The organism is Streptomyces sp. H27-H1 (assembly GCF_026627445.1).
In the GTDB taxonomy this organism is placed as follows: domain Bacteria; phylum Actinomycetota; class Actinomycetes; order Streptomycetales; family Streptomycetaceae; genus Streptomyces.
In genome coordinates, this window is record NZ_JAPNLJ010000017.1 from 20,352 (window position 1) to 40,263 (window position 19,912).

Sequence of the window (19,912 nt, forward strand, 5' to 3'; positions counted from 1 at the left end):
ATGTGAAATGGCACATAACATATGCCACATAGCCTAGGCCGTTCGAGTGGTGGCACCCCGGGTACAGGTTTAGCGTCGAACAAGTGGACCCGAACGCTACGCCGAGCAGTACCAGCACCGGGACCGACGGCAAGGTCCAAGGCGACGGCAGCGGTCACGGACTCGCTCTGCTCGTGATCGCGTCGTGCCAGCTCATGGTCGTTCTCGACATCACCATCGTGAACATCGCGCTGCCGCACATCCAGACCGCCCTCGACTTCTCCACCGAGAGCCTGTCCTGGGTCGTCAACGCCTACACCCTCACCTTCGGCGGCCTGCTGCTCCTCGGAGGGCGCACCGGTGACATCCTCGGCCGGCGCCGCGTCTTCGTCTTCGGCGTCCTGCTCTTCGGCCTGGCCTCGCTCCTGGGCGGATTCGCCCAGAACGCGGGCCAGTTGATGGGTGCCCGGGCCCTCCAGGGCGTCGGGGGCGCCATCGCCTCGCCGACCGCCCTCGCGCTGATCACCACCACCTTCCGCGAAGGCCCCCAACGCAACCGGGCCTTCGGCGTCTTCGCCGGCGTCTCGGCCGGCGGCGGCGCGATCGGACTGCTGGCCGGCGGCGTGCTCGTGGAGTGGCTGAACTGGCGCTGGGTGCTCTTCGTCAACGTCCCGATCGCGCTGCTGATCGCCATCGCCACCCCGAAGGTCATCCGCGAGTCGGAGCGCCACCCCGGACACTTCGACTTCGCGGGCGCCCTGCTCTCCACCCTGGGCATGGTGGCCCTGGTCTACGGATTCATCCGCGCGTCCCAGGACGGCTGGCGGGACGGGCTGACGATCGGCTCCTTCGCGGCTGCCGTGATCCTGCTGAGCCTCTTCGTCGTCAACGAACGACGCTCGCCCCAGCCCATCACCCCACTGCACATGTTCGCCGACCGCAACCGGGCCGGCACGTACGCGATCATGCTCTTCTTCGCCTGCGCGATCTTCGGCATGTTCTTCTTCCTGACCCTGTTCGTGCAGAACGTGCTGGGCTTCAGCCCACTGCGCGCCGGGCTCGCCTTCCTGCCGGTCAGCGCGATGATCGCGGTGACGGCGGGCATCACCTCCCAGGGGCTGCCGAAGTGGGGGCCCAAACCGTTCATGGTGACGGGCTCCGTGCTCGCGGCCGCCGGACTGGCCTGGCTCACGCAGACCGACATCCACTCGACGTACCTGGGCAGCATCCTGGGCCCGATGCTGCTGTTCGCCGCCGGCATGGGCATGCAGTTCGTGTCCCTGACGCTGATGGCGCTCTCCAACGTCCCCGACCGGGAATCGGGCGCGGCCTCCGGGCTGCTGAACGCGATGCAGCAGGTGGGCGGTTCGCTGGGCCTGTCCATCCTGGTCACGGTGTTCGGTACGGCCAGCCGCAACGAGGCCAAGGACCAGGCGGGTTCCTTCCTGCGCACCGCCACACCCGAGCAGAAGCTGTTCTTCGCCCGGACCAAGCAGTACCCGAAGCCCTGGAGCGACCAGGTCCTCACCTCGGGCGTCAGCGCGGCCTTCGTCGCGGCGGCCGTTTTCACCCTGGTCACGGCGCTGATCGCACTCTTCGTCATCCAGGTGCGGCCCTCCGACCTCGCCCGCCTCCAGGGCAACCACACACCGACGGCGGCGCGCTGACCCTGACGCTCAGCCCTCCACGCGCCGGATCCGGCAGCGCGCCGGACTCGTAGTACGCAGGGTGATCCCGGCGGTGACGGAAATGTCGGTGTCGACCGCCTCGAACTCGTAGGCCCGCAGCAGCATCGCCAGCGCGATCACCGACTCCAGCATGGAGAAGTGCTGTCCGATGCAGGCGCGCGGGCCGCCGCCGAAGGGCAGCCAGGCGTAACGCGGCCGGGCCGCCTCCGCCTCCGGGGTGAACCGGTCGGGGTCGAAACGCTCCGGGTCCGGCCAGTACTCGGGGTGGCGGTGGATCACCCAGGGCGCGACGATCACATCGGCGCCGGCCGGGATGGCGTACCCGTCCACCTCCGCCGCGGCGACCGAGCGGCGGCCGAGGGCGGGGGCCGCCGGATAGAGCCGCATGGCCTCCTTGAGCACCTGGGTGAGGTACGGGAGCCGGTCGAGGTCGGCGGCCCCGGGCGCACGGTCGCCCAGTACGGCGGCAATCTCCGCGCGGGCCCGGTCCTGGAGCTCGGGATGGCGGCCCAGCAGGTGGAGGGTGAAGGCGAGCGAGGTGGCTGTCGTCTCGTGTCCGGCGAGCAGGAAGATCAGTACCTGCTCACGCAGTTCGGTGGCGTCGAACTCCCCGTCGTCCGCGCTGGTCGCGGCGGCGAGCAGCGACAGCAGGTCCTCACCGGGTGCGCCGGCCGCCCCTGCCTCCGGCCCTGTCTCCGTCGCCGCCCCGGCCCCGGCCCCCGCTCCTGCCCTTGGGCTCCGGCGCTCGGCGATGATCGCGTCGCAGATCGCGTACAGCTCGTCCAGCGCCGCGGCCGCCCGCTTGTTGCCCGGAGTGGGCCAGTCGCGGGGGACGTTGACGGGGGAGTAGCCGCGGCGCATCACATAAGCGGTGATGACCGGAAAGCATCGGTCGACGACGTCGGCGGTGGCATCCACATCGGTGCCGAAGAGGATCCGGGAGACGGCGCGCAGCGCCAGGGTCATCATCTCGTCCGCGACGTCGACGACCCCGTCCGCGGCCTCCTCCCAGGCCGCGAGGGTGGCGGCGGTCTCGCTCGCGACGGCGTCCGCGTACCCGTCCACCCGGCGCTTGGTGAACAGCGGCTGGACCAGCCGCCGCTGACGCATGTAGTCCTCGTCCTGACTGGTGAGCAGACCGTTGCCGAAGGCGTTGCGGACCTCTTGGTACAGGGCGTTGTCCTTGCGGAAGTTGGCCGCCTGCGAGGCCAGGACCTGCTGCGCCCCCTCCGCCGAGAACACGCAGTGCAGCTCGGTGCGCAGGCCCGGCGGACCGGCCGCGATCCGTACGACGTCGCCGTGCCGGTGCTGTGCCCGCAGGTACGTGCCGAGTGCGTCCGATTTCAGGTCGGCGAGCGACCCGAGCAGTGGGGAACCCTCCAGCCGGGGGATCTCCGTACCGACGCCGCTGCCTGTCCGTGGTGCTTGCGCTGTTGCCATGACTCCGCCCTCAAAGCTGTGCCGACAGAGTGATTCTGCGGGCGGCGGCCCACCGGGGCGAGGGGCCGCCGAGTCATCAGGCCGAATATCGCCGCACCACCAGGACGCCCGCCCGCACCACTTGTCGCAGGCGACGCCGTCGTCGTCCCGGTCGAGGTGCTGTCCGCGGCGCTCTGCCGCGTCACCCTCACCTCGCCGACTGCGGGCAGCCGAAGCCGAAGTCCAGCCCGACCCCGGCTCCCGGCCCGAAGGGCGTCAGCTACGAGAACTACGCCGCGGCCAAGGCCGCGGACGCCGCCCCGATCCGGCGCGGCCGGCCCGGATACGCCGGAAGGAACGTCAAGGCCCTTTCGGGTAACCCGGCCACGGCGACCCGGGGTTCACGCTGCGTACGTGTACGCACCTCATGCCCAACAGCCAGGCGCGAGCGCGAAGGGCCGTCGACGGAGCCTTCCGCGGGGGCGGAGACACCGGCGACGGCCCAGAGACGGCCCAGGAGGATGGAAAGGCGTCCTGACCTGCGACTCGGTTAAATGTCGCGGAAGATCTCGATCTGCGCGCCCACCGAGTTGAGACGCTCCGCCAGTTCCTCGTAGCCGCGGTTGATGACGTAGACGTTGCGCAGGACCGAGGTGCCTTCGGCCGCCATCATGGCCAGCAGGACGACCACCGCCGGGCGCAGGGCCGGCGGGCACATCATTTCCGCCGCGCGCCAGCGGGTGGGGCCCTCGACCAGGACGCGGTGGGGGTCCAGGAGCTGGAGGCGGCCGCCCAGGCGGTTGAGGTCGGTGAGGTAGATGGCGCGGTTGTCGTACACCCAGTCGTGGATCAGGGTCTGGCCCTGGGCCGCGGCCGCGATGGCGGCGAAGAAGGGGACGTTGTCGATGTTGAGCCCGGGGAAGGGCATCGGGTGGATCTTGTCGATCGGTGCTTCGAGTTTGGAGGGGCGGACCGTGAGGTCGACCAGGCGGGTGCGGCCGTTGTCGGCGGTGTACTCCGGCGAGCGGTCGTGGTCGAGGCCCATCTCCTCCAGGACCGCGAGCTCGATCTCCATGAACTCGATCGGGACCCGGCGGATGGTGAGTTCGGACTCGGTGACCACGGCCGCGGCCAGCAGGCTCATCGCCTCGACCGGGTCCTCGGAGGGGGAGTAGTCCACGTCCACGTCGATGTTCGGGATGCCGTGGACCGTCAGGGTCGTGGTGCCCACGCCGTCCACCCGTACGCCGAGCTGCTCCAGGAAGAAGCACAGGTCCTGGACCATGTAGTTGGAGGAGGCGTTGCGGATGACGGTGGTCCCGTCGTGCCGGGCGGCGGCCAGCAGCGCGTTCTCGGTGACGGTGTCCCCGCGCTCGGTCAGCACGATGGGGCGGTCCGGGGAGACCCCGGGTTCGACCTCGGCGTGGTAGATGCCCTCGGTCGCGGTGATGTCCAGGCCGAAGCGGCGCAGGGCGATCATGTGCGGCTCGATGGTGCGGGTGCCGAGGTCGCAGCCGCCCGCGTAGGGCAGCTTGAAGTGGTCCATCCGGTGCAGCAACGGTCCCAGGAACATGATGATGCTCCGGGTCCGGCGGGCCGCGTCCGCGTCCATGGCGTCCATGTCGAGGCGGGCCGGCGGTACGAGTTCCAGGTCGACGCCGTCGTTGATCCAGCGGGTGCGGACGCCGATGGAGTTCAGGACCTCCAGGAGGCGGTAGACCTCCTCGATGCGGGCAACCCGGCGCAGCACGGTACGGCCCTTGTTGAGCAGCGAGGCGCACAGCAGGGCCACGCACGCGTTCTTGCTCGTCTTGACGTCGATCGCGCCGGACAGGCGGCGGCCGCCGACCACGCGCAGGTGCATCGGACCGGCGTAGCCCAGGGAGACGATTTCGCTGTCGAGGGCTTCCCCGATGCGGGCGATCATCTCAAGGCTGATGTTTTGGTTGCCGCGCTCGATCCGGTTCACGGCGCTCTGGCTGGTGCCGAGTGCGTCCGCGAGCTGACTCTGTGTCCAGCCCCGGTGCTGCCGGGCGTCACGGATGAGCTTGCCGATGCGTACGAGGTAGTCGTCTGCCATGGATGCACCGTATCTCAAATATGAGATTCGGCTCGCGCTGGGTGTGGCAGACGGGTGTTACCGGTCGTCAGCTCCCATGGTGGGGCCGGACCGTGAGCGGTGCGCGACGAGCCGACCGAGCAGCCGGGTGGCTGTTCGCGCTCCTGACTGGACAAAGGGGACAGAAGCTCCTCCTGGGCCGCGTCGAGCAGTTGCTCGAGCTTGCGCAGCCGGCGCCTGCCGGCGGCCGTGAGGGTGATGGCGTTGCGCCGCCGGTCGGCAGGGGCCGGGTGTCCGTTCGACCAGTTCGCGAGCGGTGAGTGCGTTGATGACGGCGACCAGGTCGCTGCGGCAGCCGGCCCGCCGCCGAGATCGCCTGGTACAGCTCCAGTTCGTGCCGCCCCACCAGCGTGTCCATCATCGTGGTGACCCCGGACGCGGCCGCCGGCCCCAGCGCCTCGGCGCACGCCGCGACCAGTTCGGCGCGGGTGTGCTCCGGAACGAGCCGCTTCACCAGCCCCTGGGCGTCGTCCTTCAGGACGCCCGTCGGCTACCCGTCCGCACCCTTGACCGCCTTCCCGCCGACCGGGTCGGGCGTGGCCGCGGTGATCCCGACGATGTTCAGGGCCCGCTGATTGGCCCACAGGTTGTGCCCGTCGCCGCCGATCGGGACGACCGGCCGCCGGGTCGGGAGCGCGTCCAGCATCGAGTGGTGCGGGACGGTGCCCGCGGGGAGCGGTCCGACCGGGCTCCACCTCCACGACCAGCCAGTCGTCGGGTTCGGCGCCCGCGCCGCCCGTGTCGGCGAGGAAGCCGGCCAGGATCTCCAGGAGCTCTGCCGGGGTGGCCTCCGCGCCCTCCAGGGAGGGGGACAGCGAGCGTTCGCCGGCCCCGAGCGGGGTGGACGTGGCCGTCGTGGATCCCGCTCATCACGGTGTTCCCGCGGGCGTCGACGACCTCGGTGTCCCGGCCCACGTACCGGCGCAGCTCCGCGTCGCTCCCGGTCGCCAGGATCTTCCCGTTCCGGCCGGCCGCGACGGCCCGCACCGGCCCCCGGCGGCCGGTCCCGGTGAACACCGAGGCGTTGCGGACCACCAGGGCGGCCGACCCCGGGCCCCGCCCGACCGCCCGCCCGCCGACCGGAGCGGCGGAGGCGGCCGCGGCGGGCCCCGCGCCCAGGAGACCCGCCGCGCCCCCGGCTGTCTCGCACGCCCGGAACGGCACCGGCCGCCTCGGGGAGTCCACCCGCCGCCGGGTGCGCGAGGTCGCCCCGGCTCCCTCGGCTACGGTGCCCGGCGCGGCCCGCGCAACCGCAGCCTGGGCATCGCGGTGACCACGTAGGCCGGGGTTCGCCTGGGGCTTCGCCCGGATCGCCCACTGCGCCCGGCTGCTCATCGCCGCCACCTCGGCGGCGCACGCCCGCGGCTACGCCCTGACCGCGCTGCCCGCCGACCGCGGCGCCGAGCCGCTGTGGCACACCCTGGCGGTGGACGGGATGCTGCTCCTCGACAGCCCGGCCGACGACCCGGTGCCGCGCGCACTGCGGGCGCGGGGCCTGCCGGTGGTCTTCGACGGGCCCCCGGCCGATCCGGGGCCCGGCCACGTGTGGGTGGACAACGACCACACCGCCACCACCGGCGAGGTACTGGACCACCTCGCGTCCTGCGGTGCCCGGCGGATCGCGCTGCACGCGGGCTACGGCCGGCGGTTCTACCCCGGAGCCGTCACCTCGGCCTACGAACACTGGTGCGCCGAGCGCCGCCGGACTCCGCTCGTGATCCCCTTCGACCCCGACGACGCGGCCGGGCACGCCTTCGACCCGGCCTTCGCGGGGCCGGACCTGCCCGAAGCGGTCTACTGCGTGTACGACCCGGAGGCCGGCAGGTGCTGGCCGCGGCCGCGCGCCACGGCATCGCCGTCCCCGGCGGCGGGCCGGGGGAGGGTCGCCATCCGCGCCGACGACCAGGGTGGGCGTCCGGATCCGAGGGGCTGCTGCGGGTCTGCGCCGGCGAGGACTCGGCGTACGCCGGGAACGAGCCTTCAGTGACCACTGTCACCTTCGACCCGGAGCGGATCGCGGAAAGGGCGGTTTCGTCCCTGGTCAAGCTCATCGAATCCGGACATGCTCAATCGCCTGGCCGGCTGACGGTACCGGCGGGGCCGAGGGTGCGTGCCTCGTCCCGCGACCCCCGCATGTATTAGAGTTATCTCGACATCGAGATATCTGCCCCGGACGTGCCGCAGCCGCCCCGCTGGTAAGGGTTACCTAACTTAGCCTCACCTTAGCGGAATGGCCAGAGTGCCTCGCGGCAGGATTGCGGCAATACGCGCGAATTCATGCATGAAGGAGACTGTCGTGTCGGCGAACAGCTTCGACGCCCGCAGCACGCTGCGGGTGGGCGACGAGTCGTACGAGATCTTCAAGCTGGACAAGGTCGAGGGCTCCGCCCGTCTTCCCTACAGCCTGAAGGTCCTGCTGGAGAACCTGCTCCGTACCGAGGACGGCGCGAACGTCACCGCCGACCACATCCGGTCGCTCGGAAACTGGGACTCGCAGGCCCAGCCCAGCGAGGAGATCCAGTTCACGCCGGCCCGCGTGATCATGCAGGACTTCACGGGCGTTCCCTGCGTCGTGGACCTCGCCACGATGCGCGAGGCCGTGAAGGCCCTCGGCGGCGACCCGTCCAAGATCAACCCGCTGGCGCCGGCCGAGCTGGTCATCGACCACTCGGTCATCGCCGACAAGTTCGGCACCCCGGAGGCGTTCCTCCAGAACGTCGAGCTGGAGTACGGCCGCAACCGGGAGCGCTACCAGTTCCTGCGCTGGGGCCAGACCGCCTTCGACGAGTTCAAGGTCGTCCCCCCGGGCACCGGCATCGTCCACCAGGTCAACATCGAGCACCTGGCCCGCACGGTCATGGTCCGTAACGGTGTGGCCTACCCCGACACCCTCGTCGGCACCGACTCGCACACCACGATGGTCAACGGCCTGGGCGTGCTGGGCTGGGGCGTAGGCGGCATCGAGGCCGAGGCCGCGATGCTGGGCCAGCCGGTCTCCATGCTGATCCCGCGCGTCGTGGGCTTCAAGCTGACCGGCGAGCTGCCGGCCGGCACCACCGCCACCGACCTCGTGCTGACCATCACCGAGATGCTCCGCAAGCACGGTGTGGTCGGCAAGTTCGTCGAGTTCTACGGGCAGGGCGTCTCCGCCACCTCCCTCGCGAACCGCGCCACCATCGGCAACATGTCGCCGGAGTTCGGCTCCACCGCCGCGATCTTCCCGATCGACGACGAGACGCTGAAGTACCTGCGCCTGACGGGCCGCGACGCCCAGCAGGTCGCGCTCGTCGAGGCGTACGCCAAGGCCCAGGGCCTGTGGCTGGACCCGGCCGCCGAGCCGGACTTCTCCGAGAAGCTGGAGCTCGACCTCTCCACGGTCGTCCCCTCCATCGCCGGCCCGAAGCGCCCGCAGGACCGCATCATCCTCGCGAACGCCTCCCAGCAGTTCGCCCAGGACGTGCGCAACTACGTCAACGACGACGAGGAGTCCGGCAAGGAGTCCTTCCCGGCGTCCGACTCCCCGGCCACGTCCAACGGTGTGCCCACCAAGCCCACCCCGGTGACCCTGGCCGACGGCACCTCCTTCGAGATCGACCACGGCGCCGTCACGGTCGCCGCGATCACCTCGTGCACCAACACCTCGAACCCCTACGTCATGGTCGCCGCGGCGCTCGTGGCGAAGAAGGCCGTCGAGAAGGGCCTCGCCCGCAAGCCGTGGGTCAAGACCACCCTGGCCCCGGGCTCGAAGGTGGTCACGGACTACTTCGACAAGGCCGGCCTGACCCCGTACCTCGACAAGATGGGCTTCAACCTCGTCGGGTACGGCTGCACCACCTGCATCGGCAACTCCGGGCCGCTGGAGGAGGAGATCTCGAAGGCGATCAACGACGCCGACCTCGCGGTCACCTCGGTGCTCTCGGGCAACCGCAACTTCGAGGGCCGCATCAACCCCGACGTCAAGATGAACTACCTGGCCTCCCCGCCCCTGGTCGTCGCGTACGCCATCGCGGGCTCCATGAAGGTGGACATCACCAAGGACGCCATCGGGATCGACACCGAGGGCAACCCGGTCTTCCTGAAGGACATCTGGCCCTCCGAGGCCGAGGTCAACGACGTCGTCGCGAACGCGATCGGCGAAGACATGTTCAACAAGTCCTACCAGGACGTCTTCGCGGGCGACGCCCAGTGGCAGGCGCTGCCGATCCCGACCGGCAACACCTTCGAGTGGGACCCGCAGTCCACCTACGTGCGCAAGCCCCCTTACTTCGAGGGCATGACGATGGAGACCACCCCGGTCTCCGACATCGCCGGCGCCCGCGTACTGGCGAAGCTGGGCGACTCGGTCACCACCGACCACATCTCCCCGGCCGGCGCCATCAAGGCCGACACCCCGGCCGGCAAGTACCTGACGGAGCACGGCGTCGAGCGCCGCGACTTCAACTCGTACGGTTCCCGCCGTGGAAACCACGAGGTCATGATCCGCGGTACGTTCGCGAACATTCGCCTCCGCAACCAGATCGCGGCGGGCACCGAGGGCGGCTTCACCCGCGACTTCACCGCCCCGGACGCGCCGGTCGCGTTCATCTACGACGCCTCGCAGAACTACCAGGCCGCCGGCATCCCGCTGGTCATCCTGGCGGGCAAGGAGTACGGCTCGGGCTCCTCGCGCGACTGGGCCGCCAAGGGCACCGCCCTGCTCGGCGTCAAGGCCGTCATCGCGGAGTCCTACGAGCGCATCCACCGCTCCAACCTGATCGGCATGGGCGTCCTGCCCCTGCAGTTCCCCGAGGGCGCCACGGCGGCCTCCCTGGGCCTCACCGGCGAGGAGACCTTCTCCTTCACCGGTGTGGAGGAGCTGAACAACGGCACCACCCCGCGCACGGTGAAGGTGACCACCGACACGGGCGTGGACTTCGACGCGGTCGTCCGCATCGACACCCCGGGCGAGGCCGATTACTACCGCAACGGCGGCATCATGCAGTACGTGCTGCGCAACCTGATCCGCGGCTGAGCGCATACCGGCACCAAAGGGCCGTACCTCCGTTAAGGGGGTACGGCCCTTCCGTTTTTGTGGGTGGCTCCAACGGTCCAGGTCAGGTGACGGTGAGGTCTCAACTCGGAAAAGCCGGGGCCCATACCGGTACATGATCTTGCTCACAGGAGCGGAAGTGGACTATACCTGTGCCCGTCCGGGTCACCGCGAAACGAGCGGCACCGGACGGGGGGACGGCGGGGACCTGCGGTGATGTCCGCTGGGCGGCAGCAGTCGCACTTTCCTTCCTCCTTCACACTCCTGACGAAGGCGAGGACTTGAGCATGGGATCCACCTCCGCCCACGGCGAGAACAGCAACGGTGAGGGCTTCGGCCGCCGGGACCTGATCAAGCGCTCCGCGGCACTCGGACTGATCGCCGTACCGACCATGAGCTTCCTGTCCGCGTGCGCCTCCGGCTCCGACGAGACGACCAAGGGCAACGAGTCCAAGGTGGCCGTCACCAAGGAGAACCCGTTCGGCGTCGCCAAGGGCGGCAAGCTCGACGTGGTCGTCTTCAAGGGCGGTTACGGCGACGACTACGCCAAGGCCTGGGAAGCGGCGTTCGACAAGAAGTGGGGCACCACTTCCTCGCACCTCTCCACCCAGGAGATCACCTCCAAGCTGCAGCCGCGCTTCAACGGCGGCAACCCGCCGGACGTCGTCGACGACTCGGGCGCCCAGCAGATCAAGCTGGACGTGCTCGCGAAGGGCAACCAGCTCGCCGACCTCACCGTGGTGCTCGACGCCCCGTCGCTCGACGACCCGTCGAAGAAGGTCCGCGACACCCTGATGCCCGGGACCATCGAAGGCGGCATGATCGGCGGCAAGTTCGTCGCGCTGCAGTACGTCTACACCGTCTGGGGCCTGTGGTACTCCGGCAAGCTCTTCAAGGAGAAGGGCTGGACCCCGCCGAAGACCTGGCCCGAGTTCATGGAGATCTGCAAGAAGGCCAAGGAAGCCGGCATCGGCGGCCTGGCCCACCAGGGCAAGTACCCGTACTACATCAACGTCGCCATCATGGACCTGATCGCCAAGAAGGGCGGCCTGGATGCCATGAAGGCGATCGACAACCTCGAGCCGAACGCCTTCGCGAACAACCCGGTCGCGCTCGAGGCCGTCGAAGCGGTCTACGAGATCGTCGAGAAGGACCTGCTGATGCCGGGCACCAACGGCCTGACGCACACCGAGTCCCAGACCCAGTGGAACCAGGGCAAGGCCGCCTTCATCACCTCCGGCTCCTGGCTGGAGAACGAGCAGCTCAAGCAGACCCCGGAAGACTTCGACATGCAGTTCCTGCCGATGCCGGTGCTGCCCGGGAGCAAGCTGCCCTTCGAGGCCATCCGCGCCGGCGCCGGCGAGCCCTTCATCGTCCCGGAGAAGGCCGCCAACAAGGCCGGCGGCCTGGAGTTCCTCCGCTCGATGCTGTCGCGCGAATGGTCGACCCTCTTCGCCCAGCAGGCCAACTCCCTCACCGTCCTCAAGGACGGCGTGGACCCGGCGGTCAAGCTCCGCCCGGGCACCCAGTCGGCCGTCGGAGCGCTCAAGGCGGCCGGGGACAACACCTTCAACTACCGCTACGCGGACTGGTACAGCGAGATGGGCACGGAGCTCGAGAACGCGTCCAATGAGCTGATGGCCAAGCGGATCCAGCCCAAGGAATGGATCAAGCGGGCCCAGGCTGCGGTAGACAAGGCGACCAAGGACCCGAACGCCAAGAACAACAAGCGCAGCTGACGCCCGCGTCCACCGGTCACCAGGGACGGACACCATGAGCCACGTAGCAAACAGCAAGGGGCGGGGCGGCTTCATCGCCGGCTTCCTCATCCTGCCCCTCGCGCTGTACCTGACCTTTGTCATCTGGCCGTACATTCAGACGTTCGGCTATTCCTTCACCAACTGGACGGGTCAGTCACCGACTTTCGACTTCGTCGGGCTGGACAACTACTCGGCCTTGTTGAAGGACGAGGTCTTCCGCGGCGCCCTGCTGCACAACCTGCTGCTCCTGGTGTTCGTCCCGGCGATCACCATCTTCATCTCCCTGTTCTTCGCCTTCATGCTGAACGCCGGTGGGCGCAGCGGAGCCGGCGGAGTCCAGGGGGTGGCGGGCTCCGCCCTCTACAAGGTGATCTACTTCTTCCCGCAGGTGCTCTCCCTCGCCATCCTCGCGGTGCTCTTCGGAGCCGTGTACCGCAGCGACGAGGGGGGCCTGCTGAATGGATTCCTCACCAAACTGGGTCTGGTCGACCCGGCCCACCCCATCGAATGGCTCAACGAGCCGAACTTCGTCCTCTGGTGCCTGCTGCTCGTCGTCGTCTGGCACGGGGTCGGTTTCTACCTCGTCCTGTTCTCGGCGGCCATGCAGTCGGTCCCCAAGGACATCTACGAAGCCGCACTGCTCGACGGCGCGGGGCGCGCCCAGACCTTCTTCAAGGTCACGCTGCCCCTGCTGTGGGATTCTGTGCAGACCTCCGCGGTCTATCTGGGTATCGCCGCCATGGACATGTTCGTCCTCGTGTCGACCATGACCTCGGGCCAGTTCGGCGGCGGACCGGACCACCACAGCGAGGTCATGGCGACGGTGCTGATGCGTAACTTCCTCTACTTCGGCCACGCCGGCTATGCCTGCGCCATGGGGGTCGTGATGCTCGTCCTCACCCTGATCCTCTCCGCCATCACGCTGCGGGCCACTCGCCGCGAGCACGTCGAGTTCTAGCGGGAGACCACGATGACCACTGTGATCAAAGCACCGGGCGAGGCGGCGGCAGAGAAGCGCTCCGCCGCTACCGGGCAGTCCCGCGGCAGCAAGAAGAGCGGTTCCGACGGGATGGTCCTCAACGTCTTCTCACACGGCTTCCTCGCCGTGTGGGGGATATTGATCATCCTGCCCCTCATCTGGCTGGTGCTCGGCTCGTTCAAGACCGACGTGCAGATCGGCGAGTCGGCCTTGAGCTGGCCGGCCAACTGGCACTTCGACGCCTTCCCGCGCGCCTGGAGCAAGGGCATCGGGGACTACTTCGCCAACACGATGATCGTGATGGTGTTCTCGGTTCCGCTGACGATGCTGCTCGGCTCCATGGCCGCGTACGTCCTGGCCCGCTACCCCTTCCGGGGCAACCGGCCGATCTACTTCTTCTTCGTCAGCGGGGCCATGTTCCCGGTCTTCCTGGCGCTCGTCCCGCTGTTCTTCATGGTGAAGCGGCTGGACATGCTCAACACCTTCCAGGGCCTGATCCTGGTGTACGTGGCGTACTCGATGCCGTTCACCGTCTTCTTCATGCACTCGTTCTTCCGGACGCTGCCGACGGCCGTGCACGAGGCGGCGGTGATCGACGGGGCCTCACACACCCGGATCTTCTTCCAGGTGATGCTCCCGATGGCCAAGCCCGGCCTGATCAGCGTCGGAATATTCAATGTTCTGGGGCAGTGGAACCAGTACATCCTGCCCTCCGTGCTGATGCAGCCGCAGACCGGATCCGACCCCGAGCGCTACATGCTCACCCAGGGCCTGATCCAGCTGCAGTACCAGATGGGCTACGAGACGGACCTGCCGGTGCTGTTCGCCGGTGTGACCATCGCGATGATCCCGATGCTGGTGGTCTACCTGTCCTTCCAGCGGCAGATCCAGGCAGGTCTCACTTCCGCCACGCTCAAGTAGCGGCGGCGGAGGGGTCGGGTACGACCGACCAGCTGACCGCCGAGACCGGGGGCCCCCGGCCGGAGGCTGGGGGCGGGCCGAGAGAGAGGTTGCTGACGGCTTCCTCGAGCATCCGGCCCCCCTGGCCCTCGGCGGTCAGCAGCGCGGACACCGTCACCAGGCCGGCCTCCGGGCCGTCCTGGCTGCGGGATCGAGCGCAGCTGCTAGCCCGGCCGCCCCAGGGCGTCGACCAGCCGGTGGCGGATGTGGGCCTCGGCCTAGAGCCAGGTGCCGAACTTCCGGATGTACACGGTCTTCAGCAGCTGCGTGAGCGTGCAGTACGCCAGCAGCACGCCGATCAGCCACGGGAAGTAGCTCGCCGGCAGGGGTACGAAGCCCAGCGAGGCGGCCAGCGGCGAGAAGGGCAGGAAGAGCCCGGTCAGCACCGCGAGGACGGTCATCACCATCACCGGCCAGGACGCCCGGGACTGGATGAAGGGGATCTTGCGGGTACGGATCATGTGGACGACCAGGGTCTGCGAGAGCAGGCCCTCGATGAACCAGCCGGACTGGAAGAGCGCCTGGTGCGCCTCGGTGTCGGCCGCGAAGACGTTCCACATGATGACGAACATCGCGATGTCGAAGATCGAGCTGATCGGGCCGATGCAGAGCATGAAGCGGCCGATGCCCTTGGCGTCCCAGTTGCGGGGCTTGCGCAGATAGTCCTCGTCCATCCGGTCCCAGGGGGTGGCCAGCTGGGCGATGTCGTAGACCAGGTTCTGGACCAGCAGCATGATCGCCAGCATCGGCTGGAACGGGATGAAGGCGCTCGCCACCAGTACCGAGAAGACGTTGCCGAAGTTGGAGCTGGCCGTCATCTTGATGTACTTGATCGTGTTGCCGAAGGTGGTCCGGCCCTGGATCACGCCCTGCTCGAGGACGGTCAGGTCCTTCTCCAGCAGGATGATGTCCGCCGACTCCTTGGCGATGTCCACGGCGGTGTCCACCGAGATGCCGACGTCGGCGTCGCGCAGCGCGGCCGCGTCGTTGATGCCGTCGCCGAGGAAGCCGACCGTGTGGCCGTCGGCCTGCAGGGCCCGCACGATCCGGGCCTTCTGGACCGGGTTGACCTTCGCGAAGACCGTCGTACGGGCTGCCAGCGCGCGCAGTTCGGCGTCGTCGAGGGCGTCGATCTCGCAGCCGCCCACCACGTGGCCGACCGTGAGGCCGACGTCGGCGCAGACGCGGGCGGCGACGAGCTCGTTGTCGCCGGTGACGACCTTGACCGCGATGCCCTTGTCGGCCAGGCCCTGCAGGGCCCGGGCGGCGTCGGCCTTCGGCGGGTCGAGGAATGCGAGGAAGCCGACCAGGGTCAGCTGGTCCTCGTCGGCGACCGCGTAGGTAGAGCGCGCGCTGCCCATCGTGCGGGTGGCGACGGCGAGGACGCGCAGGCCCTGGCGGTTGTTGTCCTCGGCGATGCGGGTGACGTGCCACCGCAGCTGTTCGGTCAGTTCGACCTTCCGCCCACGGTCCGTCATGTGCGTGCACAGGGCGAGGACTTCCTCGACGGCCCCCTTGGTGATCATGACGTGTTCGGGCCGGCCGGAGCCGCCCACGAGGCTGTTGCGGTTCAGGACCACGGACATCCGGCGCCGGGCGAAGTCGAAGGGGATCTCGTCGACCATCGAGAACCGAGCATCGACGACAACCTCCTCGGCCTCGCCCACGCGGTCGATGACCGCCTGGTCCATCAGGTTCTTCAGGCCCGTCTGGAAGTGCGCGTTGAGGTAGCCGTACTCCAGCACCTCGTTGTCCTCGCCGCCGTGCACGTCGAGGTAGCGGTCCAGGACGATCCGGTCCTCGGTGAGGGTGCCGGTCTTGTCCGTGCAGAGCACGTCCATCGCGCCCAGGTTCTGGATGGCGTTGAGCCGCTTGACCACCACCTTGCGCTGGGACATGGCCACCGCGCCGCGCGCCAGGTTGGCGGAGACGACCATCGGCAGCATCTCGGGGGTCAGTCCGACCGCCACGGCGATGCCGAGGAGGAAGGCTGCCTCCCAGTCGCCCTTCGTGAAACCGTTGATCATGAAGACGATGGGGACCATCACCAGCATGAAGCGGATCAGCAGGAAGCTGACCTTGCGCACCCCGGTGTCGAAGTTGGTCTCCGGGCGCTCGCCGACCAGGGAGCCGGCCATCGAGCCGAAGTAGGTGTCGGAGCCGGTGGCGACGACGACTCCGGTGGCGGTCCCGGAGGTCACCGAGGTGCCCATCAGGCAGATGTTGTCGGCCTCGACGGGGTCGGTGGTCTCCAGCTGACCGAGGTCGTCGGCGCGGGTGTCGGCCTTGGCGACCGGCAGGGACTCCCCGGACAGGGAGGCCTGGCTGACCATCAGGTCCTTGGCCGTGATGAGCCGCAGGTCGGCCGGGATCAGGTCGCCGGCGGCCAGCTTGACCACATCGCCCGGCACCACTCGGTCCATCGGGATCTCGAAGGTGGTGGGTCCTGACCCGCTGCCGGCCCGGCGCTGCACCGCGCAGGTGGTGGTGACGAGCTGCCCCAGGGCATCGGCGGCCCGGCCCGAGCGGTACTCCTGCCAGAAGCGCAGCAGGCCGCTGATTGCGACCATCACCGAGAGGATGATGACGCCGGGGTCGGCGGGGTCCTGCCAGTACATGACGGCGGCCAGGAAGACCAGGACCGCGATGAAGGGGTTGGCGTACGCCTTCGCCAGCTGGACGTACCAGCGCGGGGCGCGTTCCTGGGCGATGACGTTGGAGCCGTGCCGCTCCAGGCGCAGCGCGGCCTCGGTGTGGGTGAGGCCGCCCGGGGACGCGTCCACGTCCTGCAGGACCCGGACGCCCGAGCGGGCGCTGATGTCGGCGAGGTGCTCGCCGACGAGCCGGGTGCGGGCCTCCAGCTCGGCGGCCTTGCGTTCGCGGCGGGCCCGGCCCGGGGGTGCGAGCTTGGCGGGGGTACGGGGGGTGAGCATGGTCATGGCAAATACCTCCCTCCACGGTGTCCGGGCAGCGCGAAGCCGTGCGGTCACGTGGAGTGATCATGGGTCGGCGCGGAGCGGCAACGTACGGCCGCGGGGCACGCCGGTGGGCATGGATGACGCAGGCCCGACGGAGACGTCAGGGCATGCGGAAGGGGTTACGAAGGTGAATGCAGAAACGCGCGGGGGCGGCAAAGGGCCGCGGCCGTGCACACTCGAAGGAGAACCGGCCGCTCAGGGAGCTCAGCCGAAGAGAGCGCTGCAAGGACTTCGATCGGGACTCATCCCGAACACCTCCTTGCGTAGCACTTTCATTGCAGAGGGCGTCCGATCCGGCCGTGAAGACCGTGGAAGACCAGCGCCACGGCGACCGTAGCACGATAGGGATGGAGGTTCTCTCATACTTATGACCGGTAGTGGCCGATTCGTGCTGCGTCGGCCTCTTGACGTCGTGAGGCGCAAAGGCTCGACTTAAGGTTCACAAGTTGGAGAGACGCCGGGGTCTCGGAGCACTCAGCCGTTGACGGCCCCGGCCGGGGGGCGACGGCTTGCCGTTGCTTATGGGCAGGAGTGGATGAGTCGTGCAGACTCCCGGATCGCAGTCTTCACTGCATCGCGCGAATCTGGAGCGCGTCGTACGGGCGGTGCGGCTCGCGGGTTCGCTGACCCAGGCGGAGATCGCCCGGACCACCGGGCTGTCGGCGGCCACGGTCTCCAACATCGTCCGTGAGCTCAAGGAGGCCGGAACCGTCGAGGTCAAGGACACCTCGGCCGGTGGCAGGCGGGCGCGCAGCGTCTCGCTCAGCGGTGACGCCGGCATCGTGATCGGCGTCGACTTCGGCCACACCCACCTGCGGGTGGCCGTGGGGAACCTGGCCCACCAGGTGCTGGCCGAGGAGTCCGAGCCGCTGGACGTGGACGCCTCCTGGGTCGACGGCTTCGACCGGGCCGAGTCCCTGGTCGGACGGCTCGTCGAGGGCATCGGGGTCAGCCGCGACAAGGTCATCGGCGTCGGGCTCGGCGTACCCGGCCCCATCGACGTGGAATCCGGCACGCTGGGGTCCACGGCGATCCTGCCGGGCTGGGCCGGGATCAACCCGCGGCGCGAGCTCTCGCAGCGCCTGGGAGTGCCCGTGTACGTGGACAACGACGCGAACCTCGGGGCGCTGGGGGAGCTGGTCTGGGGGAGCGGGCGCGGGGTCAAGGACCTCGCGTACATCAAGGTCGCGAGCGGTGTGGGCGCCGGCCTCGTGATCAACGGGGAGATCTACCGGGGACCCGGCGGCACCGCGGGCGAGATCGGGCACATCACGCTGGACGAATCGGGTCCGGTCTGCCGCTGCGGCAACCGCGGCTGCCTGGAGACCTTCGCCGCGGCCCGGTACGTGCTGCCGCTCCTGCAGAGCAGCCACGGCGCCGAGTTGACGATGGAGCGGGTCGTGGAGCTGGCCCGGGAGGGGGACCCGGGCTGCCGTCGGGTCATCACGGACGTGGGCCGCCACATCGGCAGCGGTGTGGCCAGTCTGTGCAACCTCCTCAACCCCAGCCGGGTGGTCCTGGGCGGCTCGCTCGCGGACGCCGGTGAACTGGTGCTGGCCCCCATCCGTGAATCCGTGGGGAGGTACGCGATCCCCAGTGCGGCCCGGCAGCTGTCGGTGCTCACGGGATCGCTGGGCGGACGGGCCGAGGTGCTCGGGGCGCTGGCCCTCGTACTGAGTGAGATGGGCGATTCGACGCTTTTGACGGAAAATGGGAGTGGGGTACGAGCTCCCGCCGTCTTGTCTTCAGTTAGATAACGGATGGCACCGTTGTCATCTCGTTAAGGATTCACTCCTTGACGGCAAACTTGCGGCCGGGGTTGACTCACACCCACCTCGGCCGCAACGCTGCGGCCTCGTCAGGGAGGTTCAAGTAATGAACACGCGCATGCGCAGAGTCGCCGTAGCCGTCGCCGCCAGCGCCATGGCCGTCTCACTCGCTGCTTGTGGCAGTGCGAAGGAGTCCGGCGACAAGGCCTCCACCTCCACCGTCAAGGGCAACGCGATCAAGGTCGGGCTGCTCCTGCCGGAGAACCAGACCGCGCGCTACGAGAAGTTCGACAAGCCGCTCATCGAGAAGGCTGTCGCAGATCTCACCGCGGGCAAGGGCGAAGTGGTCTACGCCAACGCCAAGCAGGACGCGACCACGCAGAACTCGCAGGTCGACACGATGATCACCAACAAGGTGAACGTCCTGATCATCGACGCGGTGGACTCCAAGGCCATCGCCGGTTCGGTCAAGAAGGCGAAGGAGGCGGGCATCCCCGTCGTCGCCTACGACCGTCTCGCAGAGGGCCCGATCGACGCCTACACCTCCTTCGACAACGAAGAGGTCGGCAAGGTCCAGGGCAAGGCGCTCCTGGAGGCCCTGGGCGACAAGGCCAAGTCCGGCCAGATCGTCATGATGAACGGCTCGGTCACCGACCCGAACGCCAAGCTCTTCAAGTCCGGTGCGCACTCCGTCCTCGACGGCAAGGTGAACATCGGCAAGGAGTACGACACCGTCGAGTGGAAGCCGGAGAACGCCAACACCAACATGGCGGCCGCGCTCTCGGCGCTCGGCAAGGACAAGGTCATCGGCGTCTACTCCGCCAATGACGGCATGGCCGGAGGCATCATCACCGCCCTCAAGGCGGCCGGTGTGTCCCCCCTGCCCCCCGTCACGGGCCAGGACGCCGAACTCGCCGGTGTGCAGCGGATCGTCGCGGGCGAGCAGTTCATGAGCGTCTACAAGCCGTACGCCCCCGAGGCCCAGGCCGCCGCGAAGATGGCAGTGGCCCTCGCCAAGGGTGACCCGATCGCGACCACCGCCACCGCGAAGGTCGACAGCCCCACCACCAAGGGCGTTCCGTCCCTGCTGATCCCGGTCGTCTCACTGACCAAGGACAACGTCAAGGACACCGTGATCCGGGACAACGTCTACACGGCCGACGAGATCTGCACCGACAAGTACGCGGCCGCCTGCGCCACCCTCGGCCTGAAGTAAGGCCCCCGCCGCTCGG

The 19,912-nt window shown here is 68.8% G+C and carries 14 protein-coding genes; 9 read left to right on the plus strand and 5 right to left on the minus strand.

Annotated elements, in window-relative coordinates; all coding sequences use genetic code 11:
- Positions 1 to 83: 83 nt before the first annotated feature.
- The gene (locus tag OTB20_RS20085) at positions 84 to 1,646 is read left to right on the plus strand and encodes an MFS transporter (RefSeq protein ID WP_267819348.1); all 1,563 of its coding nucleotides are present in this window, start codon (positions 84 to 86) and stop codon (positions 1,644 to 1,646) included.
- Between the two features lie 9 nt (positions 1,647 to 1,655).
- Here OTB20_RS20085 and OTB20_RS20090 read toward each other — a convergent pair whose 3' ends face one another.
- From OTB20_RS20090 to OTB20_RS20100, 3 genes are all read right to left on the minus strand, one after another.
- On the minus strand, positions 1,656 to 3,107 hold the full coding sequence (locus tag OTB20_RS20090) for a cytochrome P450 (RefSeq protein WP_267819349.1): 1,452 nt from the start codon (positions 3,105 to 3,107) through the stop codon (positions 1,656 to 1,658).
- Positions 3,108 to 3,636: 529 nt separating this feature from the next.
- Positions 3,637 to 5,166 (minus strand): helix-turn-helix domain-containing protein, encoded by a 1,530-nt coding sequence (locus tag OTB20_RS20095; RefSeq protein ID WP_267819351.1) that lies wholly within the window; start codon positions 5,164 to 5,166, stop codon positions 3,637 to 3,639.
- Between the two features lie 529 nt (positions 5,167 to 5,695).
- The gene (locus OTB20_RS20100; protein ID WP_267819353.1) at positions 5,696 to 5,851 is read right to left on the minus strand and encodes a hypothetical protein; all 156 of its coding nucleotides are present in this window, start codon (positions 5,849 to 5,851) and stop codon (positions 5,696 to 5,698) included.
- Between the two features lie 255 nt (positions 5,852 to 6,106).
- Between OTB20_RS20100 and OTB20_RS20105 the strand changes: the two genes are divergently transcribed.
- The 6 genes from OTB20_RS20105 to OTB20_RS20130 all read left to right on the plus strand — a co-directional run bounded on the left by OTB20_RS20105 (position 6,107) and on the right by OTB20_RS20130 (position 13,894).
- Complete coding sequence (locus OTB20_RS20105; protein WP_267819355.1) at positions 6,107 to 6,478, plus strand: hypothetical protein; 372 nt, start codon at positions 6,107 to 6,109, stop codon at positions 6,476 to 6,478.
- Between the two features lie 153 nt (positions 6,479 to 6,631).
- Positions 6,632 to 7,192: a hypothetical protein gene (locus tag OTB20_RS20110; protein WP_267819357.1), complete on the plus strand. Its 561-nt coding sequence runs from the start codon at positions 6,632 to 6,634 to the stop codon at positions 7,190 to 7,192.
- A gap of 294 nt (positions 7,193 to 7,486) precedes the next feature.
- Positions 7,487 to 10,216, plus strand: a complete 2,730-nt coding sequence (gene acnA, locus OTB20_RS20115) for an aconitate hydratase AcnA (protein WP_267819359.1) — start codon at positions 7,487 to 7,489, stop codon at positions 10,214 to 10,216.
- Positions 10,217 to 10,521: 305 nt separating this feature from the next.
- Complete coding sequence (gene ngcE, locus OTB20_RS20120) at positions 10,522 to 11,973, plus strand: N-acetylglucosamine/diacetylchitobiose ABC transporter substrate-binding protein (protein ID WP_267752817.1); 1,452 nt, start codon at positions 10,522 to 10,524, stop codon at positions 11,971 to 11,973.
- A 34-nt stretch (positions 11,974 to 12,007) separates the two neighbouring features.
- A complete protein-coding gene (locus tag OTB20_RS20125; RefSeq protein ID WP_267752818.1) occupies positions 12,008 to 12,952 on the plus strand; it encodes a carbohydrate ABC transporter permease in 945 nt (314 codons plus the stop codon).
- 12 nt (positions 12,953 to 12,964) lie between these two features.
- A complete protein-coding gene (locus tag OTB20_RS20130) occupies positions 12,965 to 13,894 on the plus strand; it encodes a carbohydrate ABC transporter permease (protein WP_267752819.1) in 930 nt (309 codons plus the stop codon).
- Here OTB20_RS20130 and OTB20_RS20135 read toward each other — a convergent pair.
- Positions 13,887 to 14,051 carry a hypothetical protein gene (locus OTB20_RS20135; RefSeq protein WP_267819360.1) on the minus strand — a complete coding sequence of 55 codons (165 nt, stop codon included), beginning with the start codon at positions 14,049 to 14,051 and terminating at the stop codon, positions 13,887 to 13,889. The two genes, OTB20_RS20130 and OTB20_RS20135, sit on opposite strands and share 8 nt — an antisense overlap.
- Positions 14,052 to 14,151: 100 nt before the next feature.
- On the minus strand, positions 14,152 to 16,872 hold the full coding sequence (gene mgtA, locus OTB20_RS20140; protein ID WP_267819362.1) for a magnesium-translocating P-type ATPase: 2,721 nt from the start codon (positions 16,870 to 16,872) through the stop codon (positions 14,152 to 14,154).
- Between the two features lie 581 nt (positions 16,873 to 17,453).
- On the opposite strand from mgtA, the gene OTB20_RS20145 reads away from it, so the two are divergent.
- Positions 17,454 to 18,668: an ROK family transcriptional regulator gene (locus OTB20_RS20145; RefSeq protein ID WP_267819364.1), complete on the plus strand. Its 1,215-nt coding sequence runs from the start codon at positions 17,454 to 17,456 to the stop codon at positions 18,666 to 18,668.
- A 130-nt stretch (positions 18,669 to 18,798) separates the two neighbouring features.
- Positions 18,799 to 19,896 carry a sugar ABC transporter substrate-binding protein gene (locus OTB20_RS20150; RefSeq protein ID WP_267752972.1) on the plus strand — a complete coding sequence of 366 codons (1,098 nt, stop codon included), beginning with the start codon at positions 18,799 to 18,801 and terminating at the stop codon, positions 19,894 to 19,896.
- Positions 19,897 to 19,912: the final 16 nt, after the last annotated feature.

What these genes read in the sequence shown, in the direction of transcription:
- OTB20_RS20090 (WP_267819349.1), bottom strand. Translation starts at nt 3,107, where the DNA reads ATGGCAACAGCGCAAGCACCACGGACAGGCAGCGGCGTCGGTACGGAG.
- OTB20_RS20095 (WP_267819351.1), bottom strand. Translation starts at nt 5,166, where the DNA reads ATGGCAGACGACTACCTCGTACGCATCGGCAAGCTCATCCGTGACGCC.
- OTB20_RS20100 (WP_267819353.1), bottom strand. Translation starts at nt 5,851, where the DNA reads ATGCTGGACGCGCTCCCGACCCGGCGGCCGGTCGTCCCGATCGGCGGC.
- acnA (WP_267819359.1), top strand. Translation starts at nt 7,487, where the DNA reads ATGAAGGAGACTGTCGTGTCGGCGAACAGCTTCGACGCCCGCAGCACG.
- ngcE (WP_267752817.1), top strand. Translation starts at nt 10,522, where the DNA reads ATGGGATCCACCTCCGCCCACGGCGAGAACAGCAACGGTGAGGGCTTC.
- OTB20_RS20125 (WP_267752818.1), top strand. Translation starts at nt 12,008, where the DNA reads ATGAGCCACGTAGCAAACAGCAAGGGGCGGGGCGGCTTCATCGCCGGC.
- OTB20_RS20130 (WP_267752819.1), top strand. Translation starts at nt 12,965, where the DNA reads ATGACCACTGTGATCAAAGCACCGGGCGAGGCGGCGGCAGAGAAGCGC.
- mgtA (WP_267819362.1), bottom strand. Translation starts at nt 16,872, where the DNA reads ATGACCATGCTCACCCCCCGTACCCCCGCCAAGCTCGCACCCCCGGGC.
- OTB20_RS20150 (WP_267752972.1), top strand. Translation starts at nt 18,799, where the DNA reads ATGCGCAGAGTCGCCGTAGCCGTCGCCGCCAGCGCCATGGCCGTCTCA.